This is a genomic window from Butyrivibrio sp. INlla18 (genome assembly GCF_900103635.1).
Lineage (GTDB): Bacteria > Bacillota > Clostridia > Lachnospirales > Lachnospiraceae > Butyrivibrio.
This window is the reverse complement of sequence record NZ_FMXK01000007.1, coordinates 1-21,433: the sequence shown is the minus strand read 5'-3', so window position 1 is coordinate 21,433 and position 21,433 is coordinate 1. Positions and strand designations below refer to the sequence as shown.

18 protein-coding genes and 1 tRNA gene are annotated in these 21,433 nt (G+C 41.1%); all 19 read left to right on the top strand.

Translation table 11 applies throughout. The annotated features are described in order from the left end of the window. The first annotated feature begins 49 nt into the window (after positions 1–49). Positions 50–550 carry a 5-(carboxyamino)imidazole ribonucleotide mutase gene (gene purE / locus BLS24_RS05315; RefSeq protein WP_071175513.1) on the top strand — a complete coding sequence of 167 codons (501 nt, stop codon included), beginning with the start codon at positions 50–52 and terminating at the stop codon, positions 548–550. 67 nt (positions 551–617) lie between these two features. Beyond that, entirely contained in the window at positions 618–1,643 is a 1,026-nt protein-coding gene (purM, locus tag BLS24_RS05310) for a phosphoribosylformylglycinamidine cyclo-ligase (protein WP_091757188.1), read from the top strand. Continuing rightward, positions 1,640–2,287 carry a phosphoribosylglycinamide formyltransferase gene (purN, locus tag BLS24_RS05305; RefSeq protein WP_091756851.1) on the top strand — a complete coding sequence of 216 codons (648 nt, stop codon included), beginning with the start codon at positions 1,640–1,642 and terminating at the stop codon, positions 2,285–2,287. The genes purM and purN overlap by 4 nt, the downstream gene beginning before the upstream one ends. Positions 2,288–2,307: 20 nt before the next feature. After that, positions 2,308–3,591 carry a phosphoribosylamine--glycine ligase gene (gene purD, locus BLS24_RS05300; protein WP_091756848.1) on the top strand — a complete coding sequence of 428 codons (1,284 nt, stop codon included), beginning with the start codon at positions 2,308–2,310 and terminating at the stop codon, positions 3,589–3,591. Then, on the top strand, positions 3,588–5,090 hold the full coding sequence (locus BLS24_RS05295; protein ID WP_091756847.1) for an SH3 domain-containing protein: 1,503 nt from the start codon (positions 3,588–3,590) through the stop codon (positions 5,088–5,090). Before purD ends, BLS24_RS05295 begins: the two co-directional genes overlap by 4 nt. A gap of 110 nt (positions 5,091–5,200) precedes the next feature. After that, positions 5,201–6,631 carry a leucine-rich repeat domain-containing protein gene (locus BLS24_RS05290; protein ID WP_091756845.1) on the top strand — a complete coding sequence of 477 codons (1,431 nt, stop codon included), beginning with the start codon at positions 5,201–5,203 and terminating at the stop codon, positions 6,629–6,631. A 171-nt stretch (positions 6,632–6,802) separates the two neighbouring features. Continuing rightward, positions 6,803–7,255 (top strand): hypothetical protein, encoded by a 453-nt coding sequence (locus BLS24_RS05285; protein WP_091756843.1) that lies wholly within the window; start codon positions 6,803–6,805, stop codon positions 7,253–7,255. 207 nt (positions 7,256–7,462) lie between these two features. After that, a complete protein-coding gene (locus BLS24_RS05280) occupies positions 7,463–7,840 on the top strand; it encodes a GntR family transcriptional regulator (RefSeq protein ID WP_071175519.1) in 378 nt (125 codons plus the stop codon). Positions 7,841–7,857: 17 nt separating this feature from the next. Continuing rightward, positions 7,858–10,470, top strand: a complete 2,613-nt coding sequence (locus BLS24_RS05275) for an ATP-dependent Clp protease ATP-binding subunit (RefSeq protein WP_091756841.1) — start codon at positions 7,858–7,860, stop codon at positions 10,468–10,470. Between the two features lie 89 nt (positions 10,471–10,559). Beyond that, the gene (locus BLS24_RS05270) at positions 10,560–10,970 is read left to right on the top strand and encodes an endosialidase (protein WP_091756839.1); all 411 of its coding nucleotides are present in this window, start codon (positions 10,560–10,562) and stop codon (positions 10,968–10,970) included. Positions 10,971–11,076: 106 nt separating this feature from the next. Beyond that, complete coding sequence (radA, locus tag BLS24_RS05265) at positions 11,077–12,456, top strand: DNA repair protein RadA (RefSeq protein WP_091756837.1); 1,380 nt, start codon at positions 11,077–11,079, stop codon at positions 12,454–12,456. A gap of 95 nt (positions 12,457–12,551) precedes the next feature. After that, on the top strand, positions 12,552–14,375 hold the full coding sequence (locus tag BLS24_RS05260; RefSeq protein WP_091756835.1) for a hypothetical protein: 1,824 nt from the start codon (positions 12,552–12,554) through the stop codon (positions 14,373–14,375). 147 nt (positions 14,376–14,522) lie between these two features. Continuing rightward, the gene (locus BLS24_RS05255; RefSeq protein ID WP_091756833.1) at positions 14,523–15,455 is read left to right on the top strand and encodes a hypothetical protein; all 933 of its coding nucleotides are present in this window, start codon (positions 14,523–14,525) and stop codon (positions 15,453–15,455) included. A 4-nt stretch (positions 15,456–15,459) separates the two neighbouring features. Beyond that, entirely contained in the window at positions 15,460–16,416 is a 957-nt protein-coding gene (locus BLS24_RS05250; RefSeq protein WP_091756831.1) for a transglutaminase domain-containing protein, read from the top strand. Between the two features lie 12 nt (positions 16,417–16,428). After that, complete coding sequence (locus BLS24_RS05245; protein WP_091756829.1) at positions 16,429–16,842, top strand: hypothetical protein; 414 nt, start codon at positions 16,429–16,431, stop codon at positions 16,840–16,842. 102 nt (positions 16,843–16,944) lie between these two features. Beyond that, the gene (locus tag BLS24_RS05240) at positions 16,945–17,997 is read left to right on the top strand and encodes a galactose ABC transporter substrate-binding protein (protein ID WP_091756827.1); all 1,053 of its coding nucleotides are present in this window, start codon (positions 16,945–16,947) and stop codon (positions 17,995–17,997) included. A gap of 2 nt (positions 17,998–17,999) precedes the next feature. Continuing rightward, positions 18,000–19,565: a glycosyltransferase family 39 protein gene (locus BLS24_RS05235; protein ID WP_176764341.1), complete on the top strand. Its 1,566-nt coding sequence runs from the start codon at positions 18,000–18,002 to the stop codon at positions 19,563–19,565. Positions 19,566–19,613: 48 nt separating this feature from the next. Continuing rightward, positions 19,614–19,686, top strand: a tRNA-Pro gene (locus tag BLS24_RS05230). 513 nt (positions 19,687–20,199) lie between these two features. Further along, a complete protein-coding gene (locus BLS24_RS05225) occupies positions 20,200–21,039 on the top strand; it encodes a hypothetical protein (RefSeq protein WP_091756823.1) in 840 nt (279 codons plus the stop codon). Positions 21,040–21,433 lie beyond the last annotated feature (394 nt).

The window sequence follows — 21,433 nt, the reverse complement described above, 5'->3', positions numbered from 1 at the left end:
GCTATTATACAATGGACTAGAAGTTGTAATTGCAAAATGGAGGAATGAAATGGCTAAAGTTGGAATTGTAATGGGTAGTGACTCAGACATGCCCGTAATGTCAAAGGCAGCAGATATTCTGGAAGAGCTTGGAATATCTTACGAGATGCGCATCATCTCAGCCCACAGAGAACCGGATGAGTTCTTTGAGTATGCAAACACTGCAGAAGAAAAGGGCTTTAAGGTTATCATAGCAGGAGCAGGAATGGCAGCACATTTACCAGGCATGTGCGCAGCAATCTTCCCTATGCCTGTTATCGGAATACCCATGCATACAACTTCACTGGGAGGCCGTGATTCTTTATATAGTATTGTACAGATGCCTACAGGTATCCCTGTAGCTACAGTTGCGATCAACGGTGGTGCCAATGCAGGAATATTGGCAGCCAAGATCCTTGCAACAAGTGACCCAGAGCTTCTTAAAAAGCTCAAAGACTATAAAGCATCTCTCAAAGACAGCGTTGTCAAAAAAGACGAGAAGCTTCAGGAAGTTGGATACAAGAACTACTAATTCGTAAACATTACAGGGTATTACTCTGGATAGTTAAAATACAAGAAATGAGGAGTTTATTATGGCACTGGATTACAAGAAGGCTGGCGTTGACATCGAAGCTGGTTACAAGTCTGTAGAACTTATGAAGGCTTATGTTAAGGAGACAATGAGACCTGAAGTTTTAGGTGGTCTTGGAGGATTCTCCGGAGCTTTTTCTCTTAGCAAGATCAAGGAAATGGAAGATCCTGTTCTTTTATCTGGAACAGATGGCGTAGGAACCAAGATCAAACTTGCATTCCTTATGGACAAGCATGACACTATTGGTATTGATGCAGTAGCTATGTGCGTTAACGACGTAGCATGTGCTGGCGGCGATATGCTCTTTTTCCTTGATTACATTGCATGTGGCAAGAACATTCCTGAGAAGATCGCAGCAATTGTTAAGGGTGTAGCTGAAGGTTGCAAACAGTCTGGTGCTGCTCTTATCGGCGGCGAGACAGCTGAGCATCCAGATCTTATGCCAGAGGATGAGTATGACGTAGCTGGTTTTGCAGTTGGTGTTGTTGATCGCAAGAACATGATCGATGGAAGCACTATCAAGGCTGGTGATACACTTATCGGTGTAGCTTCAAGCGGTGTTCACAGTAATGGTTTTTCACTTGTAAGAAAAGTATTTGATATGACAGCTGAGAATCTCAACACTTATGTTGATGAACTTGGTGCTACTCTCGGCGAGACTTTATTAACTCCTACCAGAATATATTGCAATATGATGAAATCCCTTAGAGACGCAGGCGTGACTGTTAAGGGTTGTAGCCACATCACAGGAGGCGGCTTCTATGAGAATATTCCTAGAATGCTTCCTGAAGGAATCACAGCAGTTGTCAAAAAAGACAGCTACGACATCCCACCTATCTTTAAGCTTATGCAAAAGAAAGGACAGATCGAGGAGCAGATGATGTACAACACTTTCAACATGGGACTTGGCATGGTTCTTGCTGTTGATCCTTCACAGGTTGATGCTGCTCTTAAGGCTATCGAGGCTGCTGGAGACAAGGCATGGGTTGTAGGTGAGACAAAGTCTGGTGAAAAGAAAGTAGAGCTTATCTGATGAAGATTGCAGTTATGGTGTCTGGAGGCGGAACAAACCTCCAGGCAATTATTGATGGGATTGCAAATGGACAGATCACTAACACTGAGATCTGCCTTGTATACAGTAACAATCCTAATGCTTATGCTATAGAGAGGGCCAAGAAGGCTGGTATTCCTTATGCTGTTAAGAGTCCCAAGGAATTTGCAAAAAGAGAAGATTTTAACGAAGCTCTTTTGAAGATCCTTATAGACGCTGAGCCTGATCTCATTGTGCTGGCTGGATGTCTTGTTGTGATTCCAGAAGCAGTTGTTAAGGCATTCCCTAATAGGATAATTAATATCCACCCATCTCTGATACCATCATTTTGCGGAACTGGATTCTATGGCCTTAAGGTTCATGAGAAGGTTCTTGAAAGGGGAGCAAGGGTATCAGGAGCTACAGTTCATTTTGTTGATGAAGGAACAGATACAGGCCCTATCATACTTCAGAAGGCTGTCTATGTGAGACAGGATGATACTCCAGAAGTACTGCAGCGCCGTATCATGGAGGAAGCTGAGTGGAAGATCATGCCCAAAGCTATTGACCTTATTGCCAATGGCAAAGTAGAGGTTGTGGACCACAAGGTAGTTATAAAAGATTACGAATCACTTGGATTATTCTGACATAAGAGGAGAAAAGTTCGATGAAGGTTTTGATCGTTGGAGGAGGCGGCCGTGAGCACGCCATTGCAGAAGCTGTATCTAGAAGTAAACAGGTAGACAAGATCTACTGCGCACCAGGAAATGGCGGAATCGCAGAGCTTTGCGAATGTGTTCCTATTACACCAATGGAATTTGACAAGCTTGTGGCATTTGCCAAAGAAAAGGAAATAGATCTTACGATTATTGGAATGGATGATCCTCTTGTTGGAGGAATCGTTGATGCATTTGAGGCAGAGGGACTTAGAGTATTTGGACCACGCAAAAATGCAGCTATTCTTGAGGGTAGCAAGGCCTTTTCAAAAGACCTTATGAAGAAATATGGTATTCCAACTGCAGCCTATGAGACTTTTGATAATTCAGAGGATGCACTTAAATACCTTGAGACAGCCAAGTTCCCTATCGTTTTGAAAGCCGATGGACTTGCACTTGGCAAGGGAGTTTTGATCTGCCAGAACCTTGATGAGGCTAGGGCAGGAGTAAAAGAGATCATGCAGGACAAGAAATTCGGAGATGCCGGCAATCACATGGTAATCGAAGAGTTCATGACTGGCCGTGAGGTTTCAGTATTGTCCTTTGTTGATGGTAAGACTTATAAGCTTATGTCATCTGCTCAGGATCACAAGAGAGCAGGAGATGGCGACACAGGTCTTAACACAGGTGGAATGGGTAATTTTTCACCTAGTCCATTCTATACAGAAGAGGTAGACAAGTTCTGCCGCGAACATATTTATGGAAAGACTGTAGAGGCTATGGCAGCCGAAGGCAGAGAGTTCAAGGGGGTTATCTTCTTTGGACTTATGCTTACACCAGATGGACCAAAGGTACTTGAGTACAATGCCAGATTTGGTGATCCAGAAGCTCAGGTGGTGCTTCCTAGACTCAAAACTGATATAATTGATGTGATGAATGCCTGCATCGACGGAAAGCTTGCAGAGACAGACTTAGAATTTGAGGATAAGGCAGCAGTTTGTGTTGTTCTTGCCAGTGAGGGGTATCCTGTTAGCTACGAAAAGGGCAAGCTTATTTCCGGTTTAGATAAATTTATCGGCAAAGATGGATACTATTGTTTCCATGCAGGAACCAAAAAGACCTCTGAGGGAATAGTTACAAATGGTGGTAGAGTATTAGGAATTACCGCCAAGGGGGATACTCTTGAGGAGGCCAGAGCTAAAGCCTACGAAGCAACAGAGTGGGTTAGCTTTGATAACAAGTACATGCGTCATGATATTGGAAAGGCTATCGATGATGCGAAGGAGGTAAAATGAGAAAAACACTGGGAGTTAGAATTGGGGCTATACTTCTTTCCTTTATGGTTAGTATGTCAGTTTTTGTAGGGGCAGGCTTTACTTCATACGCCTACACAGAGACAACAGGTACTGTCAATACTGACAACGTAAAGGTTAGAGAATCAGCCAGCACAACAGCTACACAGGTTTCTAGTTTAAAGAACGGAGACAAGGTTGATATTGTTGATGAAACAACAGATGCTTCTGGCTATGTGTGGTACAAGATCCGTGTTAATAAGAGTGAATATGGTTATGTTAGAAGTGACCTTCTCACCAAGTCAGGTTCTTCTAGCAGTTCAAGTTCTACTACAACTGTAACTAGTAACACAACATCTGCGCAGACTACAGATTCAACAGCAACTCTTCCTGAGACTTCAGTAACTGCAGTTGATGAGAAGAATGCAACAGCAGTTGATAATTGTAATGTTCGTTCTGGAGCAGGCAAGGCTTATGATTCAGTTGGTAAGCTTACAAAGGGCGATTCAGTAACTATCACTGGTGAAGCTACTGGAACAGATAGCAAGAAGTGGTATCAGGTTAGATTGAGTAATGGTAAGACAGGTTTCGTAAGAAGTGACCTTGTTAATATTGCAGAGGCAGCTCCAGCTGAGACTCAGACAGAGACTCCAGCAGAGGGCGAGAATCCTGAAGGTGAAGTTGCAGAAGGTGAAGGCGAAGGAGAAGAAGCTCCAGAAGCTACAGAGCCAGCAGAAGAACAGCAGCAACAAACAGTTCAGCAGCAGGGCGATGGCAAGTATGCTCTTACATATGAGAACGATACTTGGTATCTCTATGATTACGAAAAAGAGCAGAGAGTTCAGGTTCAGCAGCTTGTACAGGTTGCAGAGCAGGTTCCTTCACTTAACAAGAAGGCAAACAACTACAAGACAGTTCTCATTGTCCTTGCAATTGTAATAGTTCTTTTACTTGTAGGACTTGTGATCCTTGCACTTAAGCTTAGAGATTCACTTTACTATGAAGATGATGGCGAAGAGGAAGAAGAGTTCGATCGCTATTCAAATAATAGAAGAAGAGCAAGAGACGACGAAGAAGAGGAAGAGCGTCCTAGAAGAAGAGTTCGTCCTGAAGAGGGTGATGAAGCTTCTGAGCGCAGACCATCAAGAAGACCTTCTGAAGATAGACCTGAGCGTCCATCAAGAAGACCTTCAGAGGATGACAGACCATCAAGAAGAGCAGTTGCTGATGATGAGAGAACAGTAAGACCTTCAAGACCTTCCAGAAGACCTGCGGAGGATGAAGAGGCTGAGGCTCGTCCATCAAGGAGAAGTCCAGAAGATAGACCTTCAAGACCTTCTAGAAGACCAGCAGAAGATGCTTACGCAGATGAGCGTCCATCAAGAAGACCTTCAAGATCAGAAGAGCCAGTTGAAGAAGCTCCACGTCGTCGTGCCAAGAACTTTATTGGTGATGATGATGATTTTGAGTTCGAGTTCCTTGATCTTGACGATGACAAGTAATTTGATAATTAGATAGTTTGATAGTATTTAGGGCCCACCAGAGAGATCTGGTGGGCTTTATAGCATAATAAAAGGAAAAGAGTGTCCTAAAGTAGTTGGAGGGTGACGCATTGAATAAAATAAGTTTTTATGGTGATATGATCTATGCTGATGGCTGGTTTGCATATATTGAAAAAGATGGGAAGAATTCACCTCTTACAAGAGAAGATGCAAAAAAAGTTGAGCTTGCATATAGATCATATAATGCCAGCATGGATATAGATCGCGGAGGAATGCCTCCCCAAATTGCTTATGAAGCCCGTGGTCTTATCTGGAATGATGCCAAAAATGCTCTGGAGGTCAGAGGTTCATATTGGGTTGATGGACTGGCTCCAGCGGCGCAGGATGCAGTGATCAGAGATGAACTGGTAATTCCTGAAAGTGTTGGCGGATACAAGATGAATCATATCTATAGGGATTCATTTCAGAGCCTGTCTATAGAAAAACTCGTTATTCCAGAGTCAGTTACAGCAGTAGCATCTGGTGCATTTAGTGAGTGCTATTATCTAAAGGATGTTCAGTTTGGAAGCCATCTTGATATAGCTAGTAACGCTTTCTGTAATTGTCCATTTATATCTTTTGAAAGCGGAATCTGTTATATCGGTAATACTCTGTTTAAGGCTACAGATAGCCTTAATAAGAACCTTGTTATTCCAAGTAATGTGACTTCCATAAGTGATCGTGCTTTTGAGAATAATAAGACTATTGAATCAGTTAGGATTCCTGAAGATTGCAAGCATATAGGATTCAAAGCTTTTTGTGGTTGCTTACTGCTAAAAGAGGTTATTTTTGCAGGAACAGTTGATGAAATTGGCGAAAGTGCATTTGAAAATTGTCCTCAGCTTGAAAAGGTGGAGCTACCTGAGGGATTAAAGATGGTTCCAAGATGTCTTTTCAAGGACTGTAAAAAGCTGGCGGAGGCTACTATACCAGCATCTGTAATAAAGGTAGGCCTAAGGGCATTCCTTGGAACAGAGATAGAAAAGAGATTTGTTGATTCTGAAGATGATTGTTTGTATGTCTCTGACTGGCTTATAGATATTAAAGATAATTGCAGGCCTGAACTTGTAGTAAGAGAGGGAACAGTGGGAATTGCAGAGAGTTCCTGCTATCACAGTAATAGGCAAAGAAACTTTAGAAAGGTTAGCTTGCCACAGTCAGTTAAGTACCTAAATGCCTGGGCTCTGACACATTCAAAGCTTGAAAAACTTTCCCTTGGCGCTGTAGAGGATATAGATCTTGATGCCATACGTGGTAACATGTGCAGTGAGGTACACATTCCTGAAACCTGCAAGAGACTAACCTATTGGAATTTTATGGATTGTCCAAATATTAAGGACATCTATTTCCATGGAGCTAATACCTTTATCGAATGGCCTGCCATCACAGATAGAAGGGATAAGGCTTCTATCAGAGTGCATGGATATTTGGGTTCTACAGCGGAAGCTTATTGTAAGGAATATGGAGAAGAGTACAATCTTATATTTAAAGTGATTGAGTGAATGGCCTGAGGTGTCCTTGCTCTGCTGGAACTACTTTATCAGTCGAAAAGTCTTGTAAACCCTGCGCAAATGCGCACCGCTATGCGGCTTCGGAGTTGACAAGACTTTTCTTTCTGATAAAGGGTAGTTAAGCAGAGCAAGGATGATTGAGCGTCTACGCCGCCACGGGGGATGGGGCGAAGAAAACAGAGGAAGTTAGCCGAAGACCCGGAAGTATTGAAGATTAGGCTAAAGAAAAAGTGGGTGAGAAAGAGAAGAAAGTGGAGAAGATTAGCCGAAGGCCTGGAAGTATTGAAGATTAGGCTAAAGAAAAAGTGGGTGAGGAAGAGAAGGAAGTGGAGAAGATTAGCCGAAGGCCTGGAAGTATTGAAGATTAGGCTAAAGAAAAAGTGGGTGGGGAAGAGAAGGGAGTGGAGAAGATTAGCCGAAGGCCTGGAAGTATTGAAGATTAGGCTAAAGAAAGAGTGGGTGGGGAAGAGAAGGAAGTGGAGAAGATTAGCCGAAGTCTTGCAAATATATGTAATTAGACTAAAGGTGGAGTGTAAAGGATGTGTGACTGCTGGTCCTAGCATGTCTTTTGGCGAAAAGTGTAGAAAAAGCATGCCAATATTGGTGTATTTGTAAATTTGCGGCATGTGTTTTATGCAAATTACTTGGAAAGGCATGCCGAGAAAGTTGAAAAAACGAAGAAATGGCATGCTTATTTGAAAATATGGAGGCTTTGACATGCTTTTTGATTTGACAGGAAGTGAAATATGAACAATCACACTCATTTGACTAAACTGTATTATTTGTTATACTAAATATATCACAGAAAAATAGGAGGCGTTTATGATCATAGAGATTGATTTTAATAGTGACGAAGCAATCTATATGCAGCTGTGCAATCAGATCATCTTGGGCATTGCTACGTCTCAATTTCGTGAAGGCGAGCAGCTTCCAAGTGTAAGACAGCTTGCTGAGACAATCGGAATCAATATGCACACTGTCAATAAGGCATATTCTATTTTGCAGCAGGATGGCTTTGTTAAGATCGATAGAAGGCGCGGAGCTATTATAGCTATCGATATTAATAAGCTGAAAGCCTTATCTGAAGCTCAGTCTGAACTTGCAGTTGTTCTGGCAAGAGCTATCTGTAAAGGACTTGATAGGCAAGATATCCACGGACTTGTAGATAAGTTATACGACAATTACGAAAGAAATTCGTAAGAAAGGAAGGACAACACATGGATTCTAAGTTTACTGTAATGGCGGCGGATGCTCTTAAACTTGCCAGGAAGACAGCTAGAAGTCTCAAGCTCAACTATGTAGGTACTGAGCACATTTTAATGGGACTCATTCTGGAAGATGGCAGCGTAGCATCCAGAATCCTTATTGATAACGGAATTGATGAGAACCGCATGATGGACATGATCAGAGATCTCATCGTTCCAGAGAGTAATGTTAAGACTCTCGACAAAGACGGCTTTTCACCAAGAGCTGAGAAGGTTTTAGAAGAAGCTCACAGAATGGCTGAGAGATTTCATGCTGACAAGACAGGAACAGAGCACATCTTACTTGCTCTTATCAAAGAGGGTGAGAATGTTGCTGTGAGACTTATCAGCACACTTAATGTTCCTGCTCAGAAGATATATGCAGAGACTCTTGCAGCAATGGGAGAGGATCCTAATATTGTAAAAGAGGATCTTGGCAAAAAGATGGCACCAAAGGCTGGCAAGAAGGCTTCTATTCTTGCACAGTACAGCCGTGATATGACAGCCCTTGCTCTTGAAAATAAGCTAGATCCTGTAGTAGGCAGAGAAAGAGAGATCAAGAGAGTTATCCAGATCCTTAGTAGAAGGACCAAGAATAACCCATGTCTTATTGGTGAGCCAGGTGTTGGTAAGACAGCAGTTGTAGAGGGACTAGCACAGCGTATTGCCGCAGGCGACGTACCTCTTACAGTTCAGAATAAGAGACTTGTAACTTTGGATCTTTCAGGCATGATCGCTGGATCCAAGTACAGAGGTGAATTTGAAGAGAGAATCAAAAAAGTCATCAAGGAAGTATCAGAAGATGGCAATATCATTCTCTTTGTAGACGAGATGCATACACTTATCGGTGCTGGTGGTGCAGAAGGCGCTATTGATGCTTCTAATATCTTGAAACCATCACTTGCAAGAGGCGAGATTCAGATGATCGGTGCAACTACTATCTCTGAATATCGCAAGTATGTAGAAAAGGATGCGGCTCTTGAGAGACGTTTCCAGCCTGTTAACGTTGATGAACCTACCAAGGATGAAGCTATGGATATCCTCAAAGGTATCGTCAGCAAGTACGAGGAACATCACAAGGTTACTATTACTCCAGAGGCCATTAAGGCAGCTGTAGACCTTTCTGAGAGATATATCAATGACAGAAATCTTCCAGATAAGGCAATCGACCTTATTGATGAAGCTGCATCAGCAGTAAGACTTCGTACTATGGGTGTTTCACCTAAGGTAAAAGAAGTTGAGGACGCCATCAAGGAACTGGATTCCAAGATTGAGGATGCCCTCAGAAATTCAGATTTTGAGGCTGCTGGCAAGTTCAATAAAGAGCAGACAGGCCTCATTTCTAAGCTCAACAGAGTTAAAAGTGCAGAAAAGAGAAAAGAGCTCTCTTCTGGATATATTGTTAATGAGAACGATATAGCAGAGGTTGTGGCTGAATGGACCAGAATCCCTGTTAAGAAGATCGCAGAAAAAGAGTCTGAGAAACTCCTTAAGCTTGAATCTGTGCTTCATAAGAGAGTTATCGGACAGGAGGATGCTGTTAAGGCAGTATCCAAGGCTATCAGACGAGGAAGAGTTGGACTTCAGGATCCTAACAGACCTATCGGTTCATTCTTGTTCCTTGGACCTACCGGTGTAGGTAAGACAGAGCTTTCCAAGGCCCTTGCAGAAGCAATGTTTGGTGATGAGAACGCTCTTATCAGAGTTGATATGTCTGAGTACATGGAAGGTCATTCCGTTTCAAAGATGATCGGATCACCTCCAGGATATGTTGGATTTGATGATGGCGGTCAGCTCAGCGAGAAGGTTAGAAGACATCCATATTCAGTTATCCTTTTTGATGAGATCGAGAAGGCACATCCAGATATCTTTAACGTGCTCTTACAGGTTCTTGATGACGGACATATCACTGACTCTAAGGGCAGAAAGGTCAGCTTCAAGAATACGATCCTTATCATGACTTCTAATGTTGGAGCTCAGAAGATCGTAGACCCTAAGAAACTTGGCTTTGGCGCTGGAAGTGATGCCAAGAAGGATTACGAAGATATGAAGTCTGGTGTTATGGAAGAGGTCAAGAAGCTCTTTAAGCCAGAGTTCATCAACAGAATAGATGAGATCATGGTATTCCATACTCTTACAGAAAAAGAGATGATGGATATTGTGACTCTTTTATCTCAGAATCTTAGTAAGAGATGCAAAACACAGATGGATATTAACCTTACAATATCTCCAGCTGTTAAGAAGTACCTTGTGACCAAGCATTCAGATGCCAAGATGGGTGCAAGACCACTTAAGAGAGCTATCCAACAGACTATTGAGGATGCAATGGCAGAAGAACTCTTAAAGGGCAACATCAAGTCTGGTACAGATGTAACTGTAGGGCTCAAGGACAACAAGATTGTCTTCACAACTGCAGATGGCAAGAAGACTTCCGTTAAAAAAGTCACTGTAAAGACTACCAAGCCAGCAAAAGTTGCTAAGACAAAAAGCAGTGTCACTACCAAAAAGCCTTCAGCAAAAACAAAGGCTAAAAAGACTGTAAATACGGCAAAGAAGCCAGCTAAGAAGACACCAAAAAAGAAATAAAAAGTCACAAAATTTTAATTTTACATTAAGGTGTCATGACTTATAATGTTATTAACTAAAAAACTCTTTTAATATTTAGGAGGAAAGATATGGCTGTCGTAGAGCAGTTATTACGTGCTGAAAAGGATGGAAGCATCAGCTTTGGTAACTACCTGCTTCCAGAAAAAAAGAAACTTGAAAACTTTGAACATAACGGAGATGTACTCAAGGTTAAGACATTCAAGGACATCACAAAGCTTGAGAGCAACGAGAATTTCGTTTACGAGTCAGTTCCTGGAACTGCAGTAACAAACTTCAAGGAAACAGAAAACGGTGTAAGCTTCGGCGTAGAAGGTGAAAACGACGCGCAGATCACACTTGGTCTATTAGAGAATACTGAATATAGTGTTTTTGTAAATGGAACAAGCATCGGAAAGATGAGCACAAACCTCGGAGGCAAGCTCAATCTCAGCGTTGAACTTTCAGGTAAAGGCCTTTGCGAAGTTAGAGTCGAGAAATAATTAAATATTAGATCAATGATCAAAGGCATGCTTTATTTAACAGAAAGCGCTCGCTCTGTGAATATGGCATGCCTTTTATGTTAGAGTAACGTTGGGGGAAGGGAAAATGGCAACAAAGATAAAGACAGTTTTCTATTGCCAAAGCTGTGGATATGAATCTTCAAAATGGATGGGACAGTGTCCAGGCTGTAAAGAATGGAACACCTTTGTGGAAGAGACAGTAAAACCAGTAGCAAAGTCTTCAAGAGTTGGTATCAGTAGCGCTTCTGCTAATGGAGAATATACAAAACCTCAGTCACTTTCAGAGATCGTCATGAATGACGAAGAAAGGGCTGATACACATATTGGAGAGCTTAACAGAGTTTTGGGTGGAGGACTTGTAAGAGGTTCACTTATCCTTGTTGGTGGAGATCCCGGAATAGGAAAGTCTACAATTCTTTTACAGGTGGCAGGCAATCTGTCAGCTGACCAAAAAGAAGTTCTATACATATCTGGTGAGGAGTCACTTCGTCAGATCAAACTCAGAGCAAACAGAATAGGTGATTTTTCTGATAATCTCAAATTCATGTGCGAGACAAATCTTGCAAACATCGAAGAAGCTATACAGAGAACCAAGCCTGAAGTTATAGTTATCGATTCAATACAGACCATGTACAACGAGGCAGTATCATCTGCTCCCGGAAGCGTATCACAGGTCAGAGAATCAACTTCTGTGCTTCTTAGGATTGCTAAGAGCATGAACATTACTGTGTTTATCGTAGGTCATGTTACCAAAGAAGGTCAGGTTGCAGGCCCTAGAGTTTTGGAGCACATGGTGGATACAGTTCTTTACTTTGAAGGTGACAGACATGCATCCTACAGAATCTTAAGAGCAGTCAAGAACCGTTTTGGATCAACAAATGAGATCGGTGTCTTTGAGATGCAGGAAAAAGGTCTTGTGGAAGTTACTAATCCATCTGAATTCATGTTGGATGGAAGACCAGAAAATGCCAGCGGCTCAATTGTTACATGCTCTGTAGAAGGCACAAGGCCTATACTTATTGAGATTCAGGCACTTGTATGCAGGACTAATTTTGGCTTTCCTAGAAGACAGGCAAATGGAACAGACTATAACAGAGTCAATCTTCTTATGGCTGTTCTTGAAAAGAGACTTGGACTTCAGATGGCGGATTATGATGCCTATGTAAATCTTGCTGGTGGTATGAAGGTTGCAGAGCCATCACTTGATCTTGGAATCTGCCTTGCTATCATCTCAAGTTTCAAGAACAAACCAATAAGTGATGATGTGATCGCATTTGGAGAGGTAGGTCTTTCTGGTGAAGTCAGATCTGTAAATATGGCAGAGGCTAGAGTGCAGGAAGCCCAAAAGCTTGGATTCAAAACTTGTATTGTGCCTAAGGCACTTGCAGGCAAGCTAAAGAGCGCAGCAAAGGACGTTGATATAATCGGAGTATCATCTGTGGCAGATGCTATGCAACTTATATAATATTTCGTGAAAAAAGTCTATTTTATGATTGAAAGTATAGTGCCGGATTTGATATTATAATTATTGTACGTATACATGAGATTTGGGAGAGAGTAATGAAAAGGATTAGGGGCACAGCGCTTAAGCTTATAGTTGCGGCTATGCTGGCACTTTTTGTTTTGGGGAACGAAGGTGCGAGCTTGTTTGTATCTGCTGAAGATGACGGAGCAGGTCTTGCTTCGACAACAGCAACTTCAACATCTGATGATGCATCAAATTTAGGCTCTACAGAAGCTGTCAGAAATGATGATGCATCAAATTCGGGTTCTACAGAAACTGTTAGAAATGATAACCCATCTAATTTGGGCTCTACAGAGACTGTCACAGATAATGATATAGCTTATCCAGGTTCTACTGAAACAGGCCAGAATCAAAATGCTAATATTCCACAAAATGAAAAAGAAGTAAAAGCCGGCGATGATGATGCAAAAGGTTTTGGAGTCTCTTTCTATCTGAAGAAGGATTCTTCTATTCCACAGGATTTTTATTCAGCAGATTATAGTAGCTTTGCAAAAGGAATATATTTACCTTACGCAGCTAAAGTAAATACAGACTACGATCATTTTATTTTTGGAAATGATGATGAGTCAACTTTGGGTGAATCTGATATTACAATTAAGAATGCTGTTTATGATGTTCTGAACCAGGTTCCTTCATTAGTTGAAATTGAGCAAGTATATCCAGAGTTTGATCCTACCACACAGTATATACAGTGGTATGTCTTTAAATATATGGGCTATGGAATTCATGTTGATGGAGTTATCAGAAACAGAGTTAATTCTACATATACTGGTCCTGATGGATATGATCCCTCAACCAATCAGGGGATAACAGAAGACCCAGTTGTAGAGCCAGAACCTGATCTGCTATTTGAATTCCAGACACTTCCTGGAGATCCAGCAGACTATGAATTTGAATGTGATGGTGAAGAGCATATCATTGGTGGCGGATTCACTATTAACGTAATAGACAAGAACAACCCAAAGTCATTATTCAAAAATGTCTATGATAAATTTGGTAATTTTAAGATGACAGTAAGCGCCGGTAGTAACGGCGAAGGTACTACATTTGAGTATGGCAACAAGAAATACTGGGTAAATATCGATGCTGCTTATGCAGTTGTTAAGGCCACAAGCCTTGATGATTTCAATGTTTCTATTCCATTTGTTTACGATGGGAAGCCAATCGATGCTAGCCAGATCAGTGTATTCAGCGTAGATGACAACGGACAAAAGGTAGCACTTGGTACTGAGATCGTGACTAAGGTAGACGCAGGTAACAGTATTGTTACTGCAAGTCCTAAGAGGAGCATTACTCTTGAGGCTGGATCTACAGTTCAAAATGACAATGGTACAACACTTACTAATGATACTTATGAGATTGTTTCTGGATCACTTCAGCCAGGACACAAGATCACTAATATAGTATTTAACGGAAGCCAGACAGGTGCTGGTGAGTCATCCAATGAGATTACATCCTGCACTATTCTAGATGAAGATGGCAATGATGTTACTTCCAAGTACAAGATCTCCTACAAGAAGGGTAAGCTGGTCTTGGTTGATCCAAATGTCACAGTCAGCACTGGAATTGTTGAAAAGGAAGATGCCGATACTAAGGAAACAGCTAAGAGCAAAGTTAATAGTACTGGTAATTATACATCTTCAGTTGTAAATGATAATGGGCAGACAATTGTTATCAACAAGCAGATAACATATGGTAACGATGGCAAAAAGATTACGATCCCAGTAGTTCTTGGAGCTAGAAAAGGTGATACATCTGATAAGAGTATCAATAACATGAAGGCAATCTTCGTAATATTCTTAAGTTTAGCAATCATGTGCTTTACAGTCAGAATAGAAACGAAAACAAAAAAACACTAAGAAATCATCCCATATCCCATGGATATGGGATTTTTTTGCATAAAAATATCAAAAAAGGTTAAATATTGCGTATTAATGCCGATATGTTTAGTAGGTGTATGTAGGTACATTATGCGCATTTTTAAATGCGGGATGGAGATAGATGTTATGAAAGCTATGTTAAAGAAAGTATTATGCGTGGTTTTAACAGTATTGTTCGTAAGTTTACTTACGATCTGTGATTTCAAAGCTGTGACAGTACATGCTGCTGATGATCCTTACACAGCTCTTTCCAAAGCCACAAGAAAATATAATGGCGTAGATTATAGCGCTGAGTATAATCCACTTTTTTATTACCTCAACTATCAGGATCTTCGTGATGCCTATGGAGCAGATGGTAACAAGCTGATAGAGCATTATGCTATTTTTGGTAAAAAAGAAAAGAGAGTTGCCAACAGACTTATTGGTGATAGTACAGAGTATGTAGTTCCTACTGGCGATCAATCAGTGGTAGTTATTCCTAAGGCCAAGCACGGAAATGGTGGAATGACTTATGAGCAGGAAGTTATTGCCAGAAGCTATGCCAAGCAGATCGCTGATGGAATAAATGCAGCGATAGAAGCACAGGACTCTTCTAAGAACTCAAAATCAAGCTCTAAATCAAGCTCCAAGTCAGATTCTAAATCAGAGTCCAAATCAAGTAAGAGCAAGATAAAAGATGTTGAGAAGGTAGCATACGCTGCAGGCGTTATCAGAGCATATTGCGACCTTGGAACATATACAACAGAAGGCAAGATCTACAGAACAGCTTATGGCGTATTTGTTGGCGGTGAGTATTCATGCGCAGGCGCAACAAGAGCCCTGGGACTTGTTCTTGATTATCTTGGAATTACATGGGTTCACAAGAATGCCAATACATGGAATGATCAGTGGTGTCAGGTAATTGTTGATGGCAAGGAAGGTTATGCAGATGCTATCACTGCTACAGCTGGTTATGGCAAGCATCCAAACGAAGGCGGAAGTGAAAAAGACGCCGTATCCTATGCAAAGGTTAGAAAGCTCTTTGAAGTAGCATCACAGAGACCAGTAACAAGAGATTAACGATATGAGAAAAAAACTATTAGCCTTAATAATTGTCTTTTTACTGACTACAGCCGCATTTCCTGTAGATGCATGCGCAAGCAAAGCTACTAAGATCGACGCTACTACATTTAGAGGAAATACCAAGATAACACAGATCCACATTGGGAGCGACGTTACAGATATCTCATCAAGCGCTTTCAGAGGACTTGGTCATCTTCAGTCAATAACAGTCAGTGAAAAAAATAATTTCTACTCATCCTATAGCAACTGCCTTTATAACAAGAGCATGACAGAACTTATCTGTTTTCCTGCAGCTCTTAAGAGTGCTTACATTCCTGAGACAGTTTCATCAATAGGAGACTATGCTCTAAACGGCGTAGCTGAGGATCTAAAGGAAGAGATCAGAGCTGTTGTAGAAGCACAGGCAGCCAATAACCTTATGGAATGGGAAGTTCCAGGGGATCATTTTATTCACACAGAATATGGTGTTAAGTGGCGCGCAGCAGACGGAACCCTTTATGAGCCAGATACAGAGATCAAGAAGCTGGTGGCTTCTATACTTGAAGTAAGCTGTGACAGCAGTATGACTCAGGTTCAGCAGCTTGAAAAAAGCTTTAACTACGTAGTAAATGCTATTGTCTACGAGAGAAAGCTCGATGTACCTGTAGGCCTGTGGACAGAAAACTATGCAAAAGAAGCTCTTTTAACAGGAAAAGCTAATTGCTATGGCTATGCAGCAGCCTTCGCTTACGTGGCAAAGGGGCTGGGATTTGAGGCTAGAGTGTGCACGGGAACAGTTCAGTCAGCTCTTGGCGGCAAGACTCCACACGCATGGACAGAAGTTAAGCTTGGCGATAAATGGTATATCTTTGATACAGAAATGCAGGATGCCAAGGGGAGCGGCTATTACAAGCAGACCTATGACACATATCCTGCCAAGCCTATTGATAAGCAGGCAAGTATCACAGTGTTTTATTAAGAGGAAGTATTCATGAGGAAATTTGTAAAAATAGCCATGATCTTTGTGGGTACGGTGCTTGGTATCTTCATCTTCAACCTGGTGCTGTACGCCAATAGCCCTGGATATAGGAAGACCCTTGGTGGGATGGTAGAGGAAAAGAGCTATGAGCAACAGGAAGCGGTTGAAGACGCCAAAGTACAGGCTGCTCATAGTAGCACAAGTGAAGATGCACCAGCTCCAAGCACTGAAGTAGTTGAGACAGTACCTGATACCAAACCAGTTGAGGAAGTTGCACCTGATACTAAGTCAGAGACTGAAACTGAAACACCAGAACCTGAGGCAGAAGAAAAGGTGGTAGTAGATAAAACATATCATGAGGACTGCGGTACAGGAAAAGGTTATTGGGTCATCACATATTCGGATGGATCTGTAGGGCTTGAATGAGCCCTACTTTTTTTGAACTTTTTTACTGAGAATTTCAAATTCAATGATCTGTTGACGATTTATGATATAATATTCCCGGTGTTCAATTGTGGGAGGAAAATTATGAAAAGATCATTGGTTAGTTTACTGGCCGTATTTGTTTTGTCGGCCACGGTACTAGCTGGTTGTGATAAAGGATACGATCAGAATGGGGTTGAAAGATCAGCTACAGAAGAGAGCGTAAATATAGCTGATAAAAAAGTTGGCGTATGCATATATCAGTTTTCGGATACATTCATGAGTCTTTATCGTGAGGAACTTGGAAAGGCTCTTGAGGATTCAGGTTTTTCAAAGGATAACATAACCTTTTTTGATAGCTTCAATGATCCTGACTTGCAGATTACTCAGGTTCGCAGGTTGATCGATGAAGGAGCAGATGTCCTTATAGTCAATCCTGTCAGCAGTGCATCAGCAGAGGCTATTACAGATATAGCCGTTGAGGCAGGAGTTCCACTTATTTATATCAACCGTGAACCAACTGCTACAGACGAAGCTAGATGGGAAGAGAATGAATGGGATGTGACCTATATCGGATGCGATGCCAGACAGTCCGGAATGTATCAGGGTGAGATAATCTCTGACCTTGGAATGGATGTAGTCGATACAAATGGCGACGGCATTATCCAGTACATGATGATAGAAGGTGACCCGGAAAACGTAGATACACAGATCCGCACGGAGTATTCAGTTAAGATGCTTTCAGACGCAGGGATCAAGCTAGAATGTGTCAGTGATGAGATTGGCAATTTCCATAGAGATACAGCCAATCAGATAATGAGTAAGGCCATTGCAGAAGGTAGCCATGTAGAGGTTGTATTTTGCAATAATGATGCCATGGCTCTTGGAGTAATTGATGCATTAAAAAATTCAGATAAAAAAGTTGGTAAGGATATCTTCGTTGTTGGTGTAGATGGCCTTGAAGAAGCACTACAGAGCGTTATTGATGGCAAGCTTACAGGAACAGTCTTTAATGACTTTTCTCAGCAGGCAATATCTGCAGCTGAGGCGGCAGAGAAGTTTGTGTCTGGTGAAAAAAATGATCACTATATAGCCTGCCGTTATATAAAAGTAACAGCTGAAAATGCTGCTAAGATCTTAGAAGAAATAAAGGAATGATCATGGAAAATAGTTTAAATAAAAGCGTATATATCAAGTCAGTTATTGCCATTTTCATAATGGCTATAATAACTACTATATTACAGGGAAATACCTATACTTCAGTAGAGGCAGGAGCAGACAGACAGCTCCAGATAGTTTTGTTCTTTGCCATTTCCCTTGGTTCTGTTGGACTTTGCTATAGAGAGTATCTTGCAGGACTTCTTTCTACTGAAAAGAAGATTATATGGACTGTGGCTTTTGGCACACTTGTAAGGATGTTTTATGTTCTTTTCATGAATATCTGGACACTTCAAAATGATGGAGGAGTATTTACCGGATTTGGAACTCCTGACATCAATAATGGTCATATTGGTTATATCGAGTACATTTACAAGTTTTTCCATTTGCCAGATATGGATCCATACGATCACTTTGGATACTATCATCCACCTCTTCATCACATCATAGAAGCTGTGTGGCTTACTATTCAGAGATTTATTGGAGTTCCTGAAGCGCTTGCTTTTGAGAATCTTCAGGTTCCAACACTTATCTATTCAGCTCTTTGCATGGTAGTTATGCTTCATATCCTTGAAGAGAGCGGCGTCAAAGAAAAGCATCTTTTATATGGACTTATGCTCTTTGCTTTCCATCCTAGAATGATGGTGCTTGCTGGATCAGTTAATAACGATATCTTAGCTCTTTTGCTTCTCCTTACAACTATCTGGAGAACTCTTGCATGGATCAGGAAAAAGAGCTACTTAAACATCATACTTATTGCACTTTCTCTTGGCTTTGGAATGCTCAGTAAGCTAAATACAGCTATCTGCGCCTTTTCAATTGCGCTTGTTTTCTTGTGCTACCTTATCTACTGCATCAAGGATGGCAACCTTATCGAGCTTAGAGATTGCCTCATTCAGTACGTGATCTTTGCGGTCATAGCAATTCCTATTGGACTTGCTTATATTGTTAGAAATATCCTGCTCTTTGGCGAGAAGCCAGGAATCCCATCACCAGCTCTTATTCCTAACGAGTCTGTGATGTTTACAGGTGATTACTCAGTTTGGTCAATTATTGGAATTCCATCGATCTGGGATCTCCACGTGGAATTCCCATTCCACCCATTAAGTGCCAAGGCTATCCACAATACATGGGTAATTCTTTTCCAGACAGGACTTTTTGCTGAGGCATTCCCAACAGAGATAAATGACTATCTTCTTTCATTTGCTCAGATAGCCTATGTGGCATCAATTCTGCTTGCTACAGTTACAACTGTAGTCTTTATTGTTAGCTACTTCATTAAGCTCAGGCAGAATCAGAGCATGAGACTTAAGACAACGTTCTTACTATTTACTTATATCTTTATGCTTGTTAGCTTTGGACTATATGTATTCAAGTACCCATATACTTGCAGCAGTGATTTTAGGTACATGACTGCTTCACTGGTGTTTACATCACTTGGATTTGTAGTAGTTAACGAAGGCTTTGATGGCATGTTTACCCGCTGGATCAAATACATCACAAACTTCGCCATGGCCATGACACTTATCTGCTCTATGATCGTGTACATGTTCTGGGATCTGCACTGATTTGTTGTTGATTTTGTAGACGCCGCGTTATATAATGGAGAACGTCGTCGGGGTGTGGCTCAGTTGGTAGAGCACTATCTTAGGGAGGTAGGGGCCGCGTGTTCGAATCACGTCACTCCGATTGCATTTTGGCCCGCTATAAGCGGGCTCATTTTTTCTTGTTTGTTCAAAACAGACGTAAACTGATTCCAGTAATTACGTCGGAAATCCATGTTTTGAGTATTTGAAGTAGTTCTTTGAAAGGCGTTACGTCTGTGAGGGCGTTTTGGCGTTATGGACGTAGTGAATACAGGTGTGATTACGTCTGTTGAGGCAGTCTTGACTTGTAGACGTAGTGGCTGTAGGCACATTTACGTCGCTACATTTTGAACGTGGATAGTAGACGTAAATAAAAATGAGATATTACGTCTACAATGCTAGTTTGAAATATTAGACGTAAGAAAGGACTAGAAATTACGTCTATGTTCAAGTTTTTGAATAAAAGACGTCAAGCCAAGCGGAAGATTACGTCTATTAAGCTAGTTTTGGACATAATAAGTAAAAGCAAGCCATGACATTACGCCTGTATATTGAGATATCCATATTCTTGCGTAATTTGGGGTATATAATAAATTATAAGAATCGAGGAAAACATTTGGTAGACTACAGAAAAGAACTAACGAAACAATTGGCTGAAATCAATCAGCTACTAAAAGAGGTGGATAACAGACTCAAAAAATCGAAAGACCTAGAAGAGGGAAAACTTAGAGTTTGCTCTAGCCATGGACATCCGCAATATCACTTCCGGGCAGCAGGAGATGAGAAAGAGCGATATATTCCGACAAGTGAAAAAGATAAGATAAAAGCTTTAGTGCAAAAAGAGTATGTTCAAAAGATCAAAAGAGAATTAGAGCAATCAAGTAAGAGACTTCAGAAATTCCTAACAAGCTATGATGTGAATAACATCGAGGCTATCTATGAGAAACTTCATGTGGGTCGCAAAAATCTGATAGACCCAATAATTCCAACAAAGGAAATGATAATTGAAAAATGGTACGCAGAACATCCGGGAGATAAGAATCCTTTTCAGAAGGATGCAACTGTAACAACTAAAAGAGGAGAACTTGTAAGGTCTAAGTCAGAAAAGATACTTGCAGATATGTTCTATGACTATCACATTCCTTATCAGTATGAACCATGCTTTGAATTGAATATAGATAATGCTAGATATACTGGCGAATATGGCCTCAAGTATTCCAAAAAGATCTATCCAGATTTTGCAATCTTGAAAGTCAAAAATGGAAAAACAGTATATTGGGAACACTTAGGGCTAGTTGATGATGACAGTTATGCGACAAAGAATTTTAGCAAGATTATTGAATATGAAAAGCATGGGCTAATACTAGGAGACAACCTGATCATAACAATGGAAACAAGAGAAAAACCGCTAGATGTCAGGCTTGTGAAAATGAAGATAAAAGCATTTCTTGAATGACAAGCTATTCAGCTAAGGCTCATAGCAATGTAACAAAATAAAAAGAAGCATAAGTTTTGAACAGGGGTCTGTCAAGTAGATAGGCCAAATAAACAAAACAAGTCAAGAGAAAAGGTGATCACTTCATTAGAGGTGGTCACCTTTTTAGATGCTGAAATCATATAGATTTGGAAATGGTGACAGTTTGAACTGTCACTATAATCCTTGGTCTGCTTAATGACTACTTTATCTGTCATGGAATGCCAGTCAACCCTGCGCTATGCGCACCGCGAAGCGGCTGCGGGGTTGACAGACATTCCATGGCAGATATTCTGTAGTCAAGCAGATCAAGGATATTTGTGCGCTTGGCGCACTTTATTCAAGGCCAGTAGCCTCTGGATTCATTTCTATTCTT

Coding starts and splice junctions, on each gene's coding strand:
- purE (WP_071175513.1), top strand. CDS start 50: ATGGCTAAAGTTGGAATTGTAATGGGTAGTGACTCAGACATGCCCGTA.
- purD (WP_091756848.1), top strand. CDS start 2,308: ATGAAGGTTTTGATCGTTGGAGGAGGCGGCCGTGAGCACGCCATTGCA.
- BLS24_RS05295 (WP_091756847.1), top strand. CDS start 3,588: ATGAGAAAAACACTGGGAGTTAGAATTGGGGCTATACTTCTTTCCTTT.
- BLS24_RS05285 (WP_091756843.1), top strand. CDS start 6,803: ATGGGGCGAAGAAAACAGAGGAAGTTAGCCGAAGACCCGGAAGTATTG.
- BLS24_RS05280 (WP_071175519.1), top strand. CDS start 7,463: ATGATCATAGAGATTGATTTTAATAGTGACGAAGCAATCTATATGCAG.
- BLS24_RS05275 (WP_091756841.1), top strand. CDS start 7,858: ATGGATTCTAAGTTTACTGTAATGGCGGCGGATGCTCTTAAACTTGCC.
- BLS24_RS05270 (WP_091756839.1), top strand. CDS start 10,560: ATGGCTGTCGTAGAGCAGTTATTACGTGCTGAAAAGGATGGAAGCATC.
- radA (WP_091756837.1), top strand. CDS start 11,077: ATGGCAACAAAGATAAAGACAGTTTTCTATTGCCAAAGCTGTGGATAT.
- BLS24_RS05260 (WP_091756835.1), top strand. CDS start 12,552: ATGAAAAGGATTAGGGGCACAGCGCTTAAGCTTATAGTTGCGGCTATG.
- BLS24_RS05255 (WP_091756833.1), top strand. CDS start 14,523: ATGAAAGCTATGTTAAAGAAAGTATTATGCGTGGTTTTAACAGTATTG.
- BLS24_RS05250 (WP_091756831.1), top strand. CDS start 15,460: ATGAGAAAAAAACTATTAGCCTTAATAATTGTCTTTTTACTGACTACA.
- BLS24_RS05245 (WP_091756829.1), top strand. CDS start 16,429: ATGAGGAAATTTGTAAAAATAGCCATGATCTTTGTGGGTACGGTGCTT.
- BLS24_RS05240 (WP_091756827.1), top strand. CDS start 16,945: ATGAAAAGATCATTGGTTAGTTTACTGGCCGTATTTGTTTTGTCGGCC.
- BLS24_RS05235 (WP_176764341.1), top strand. CDS start 18,000: ATGGAAAATAGTTTAAATAAAAGCGTATATATCAAGTCAGTTATTGCC.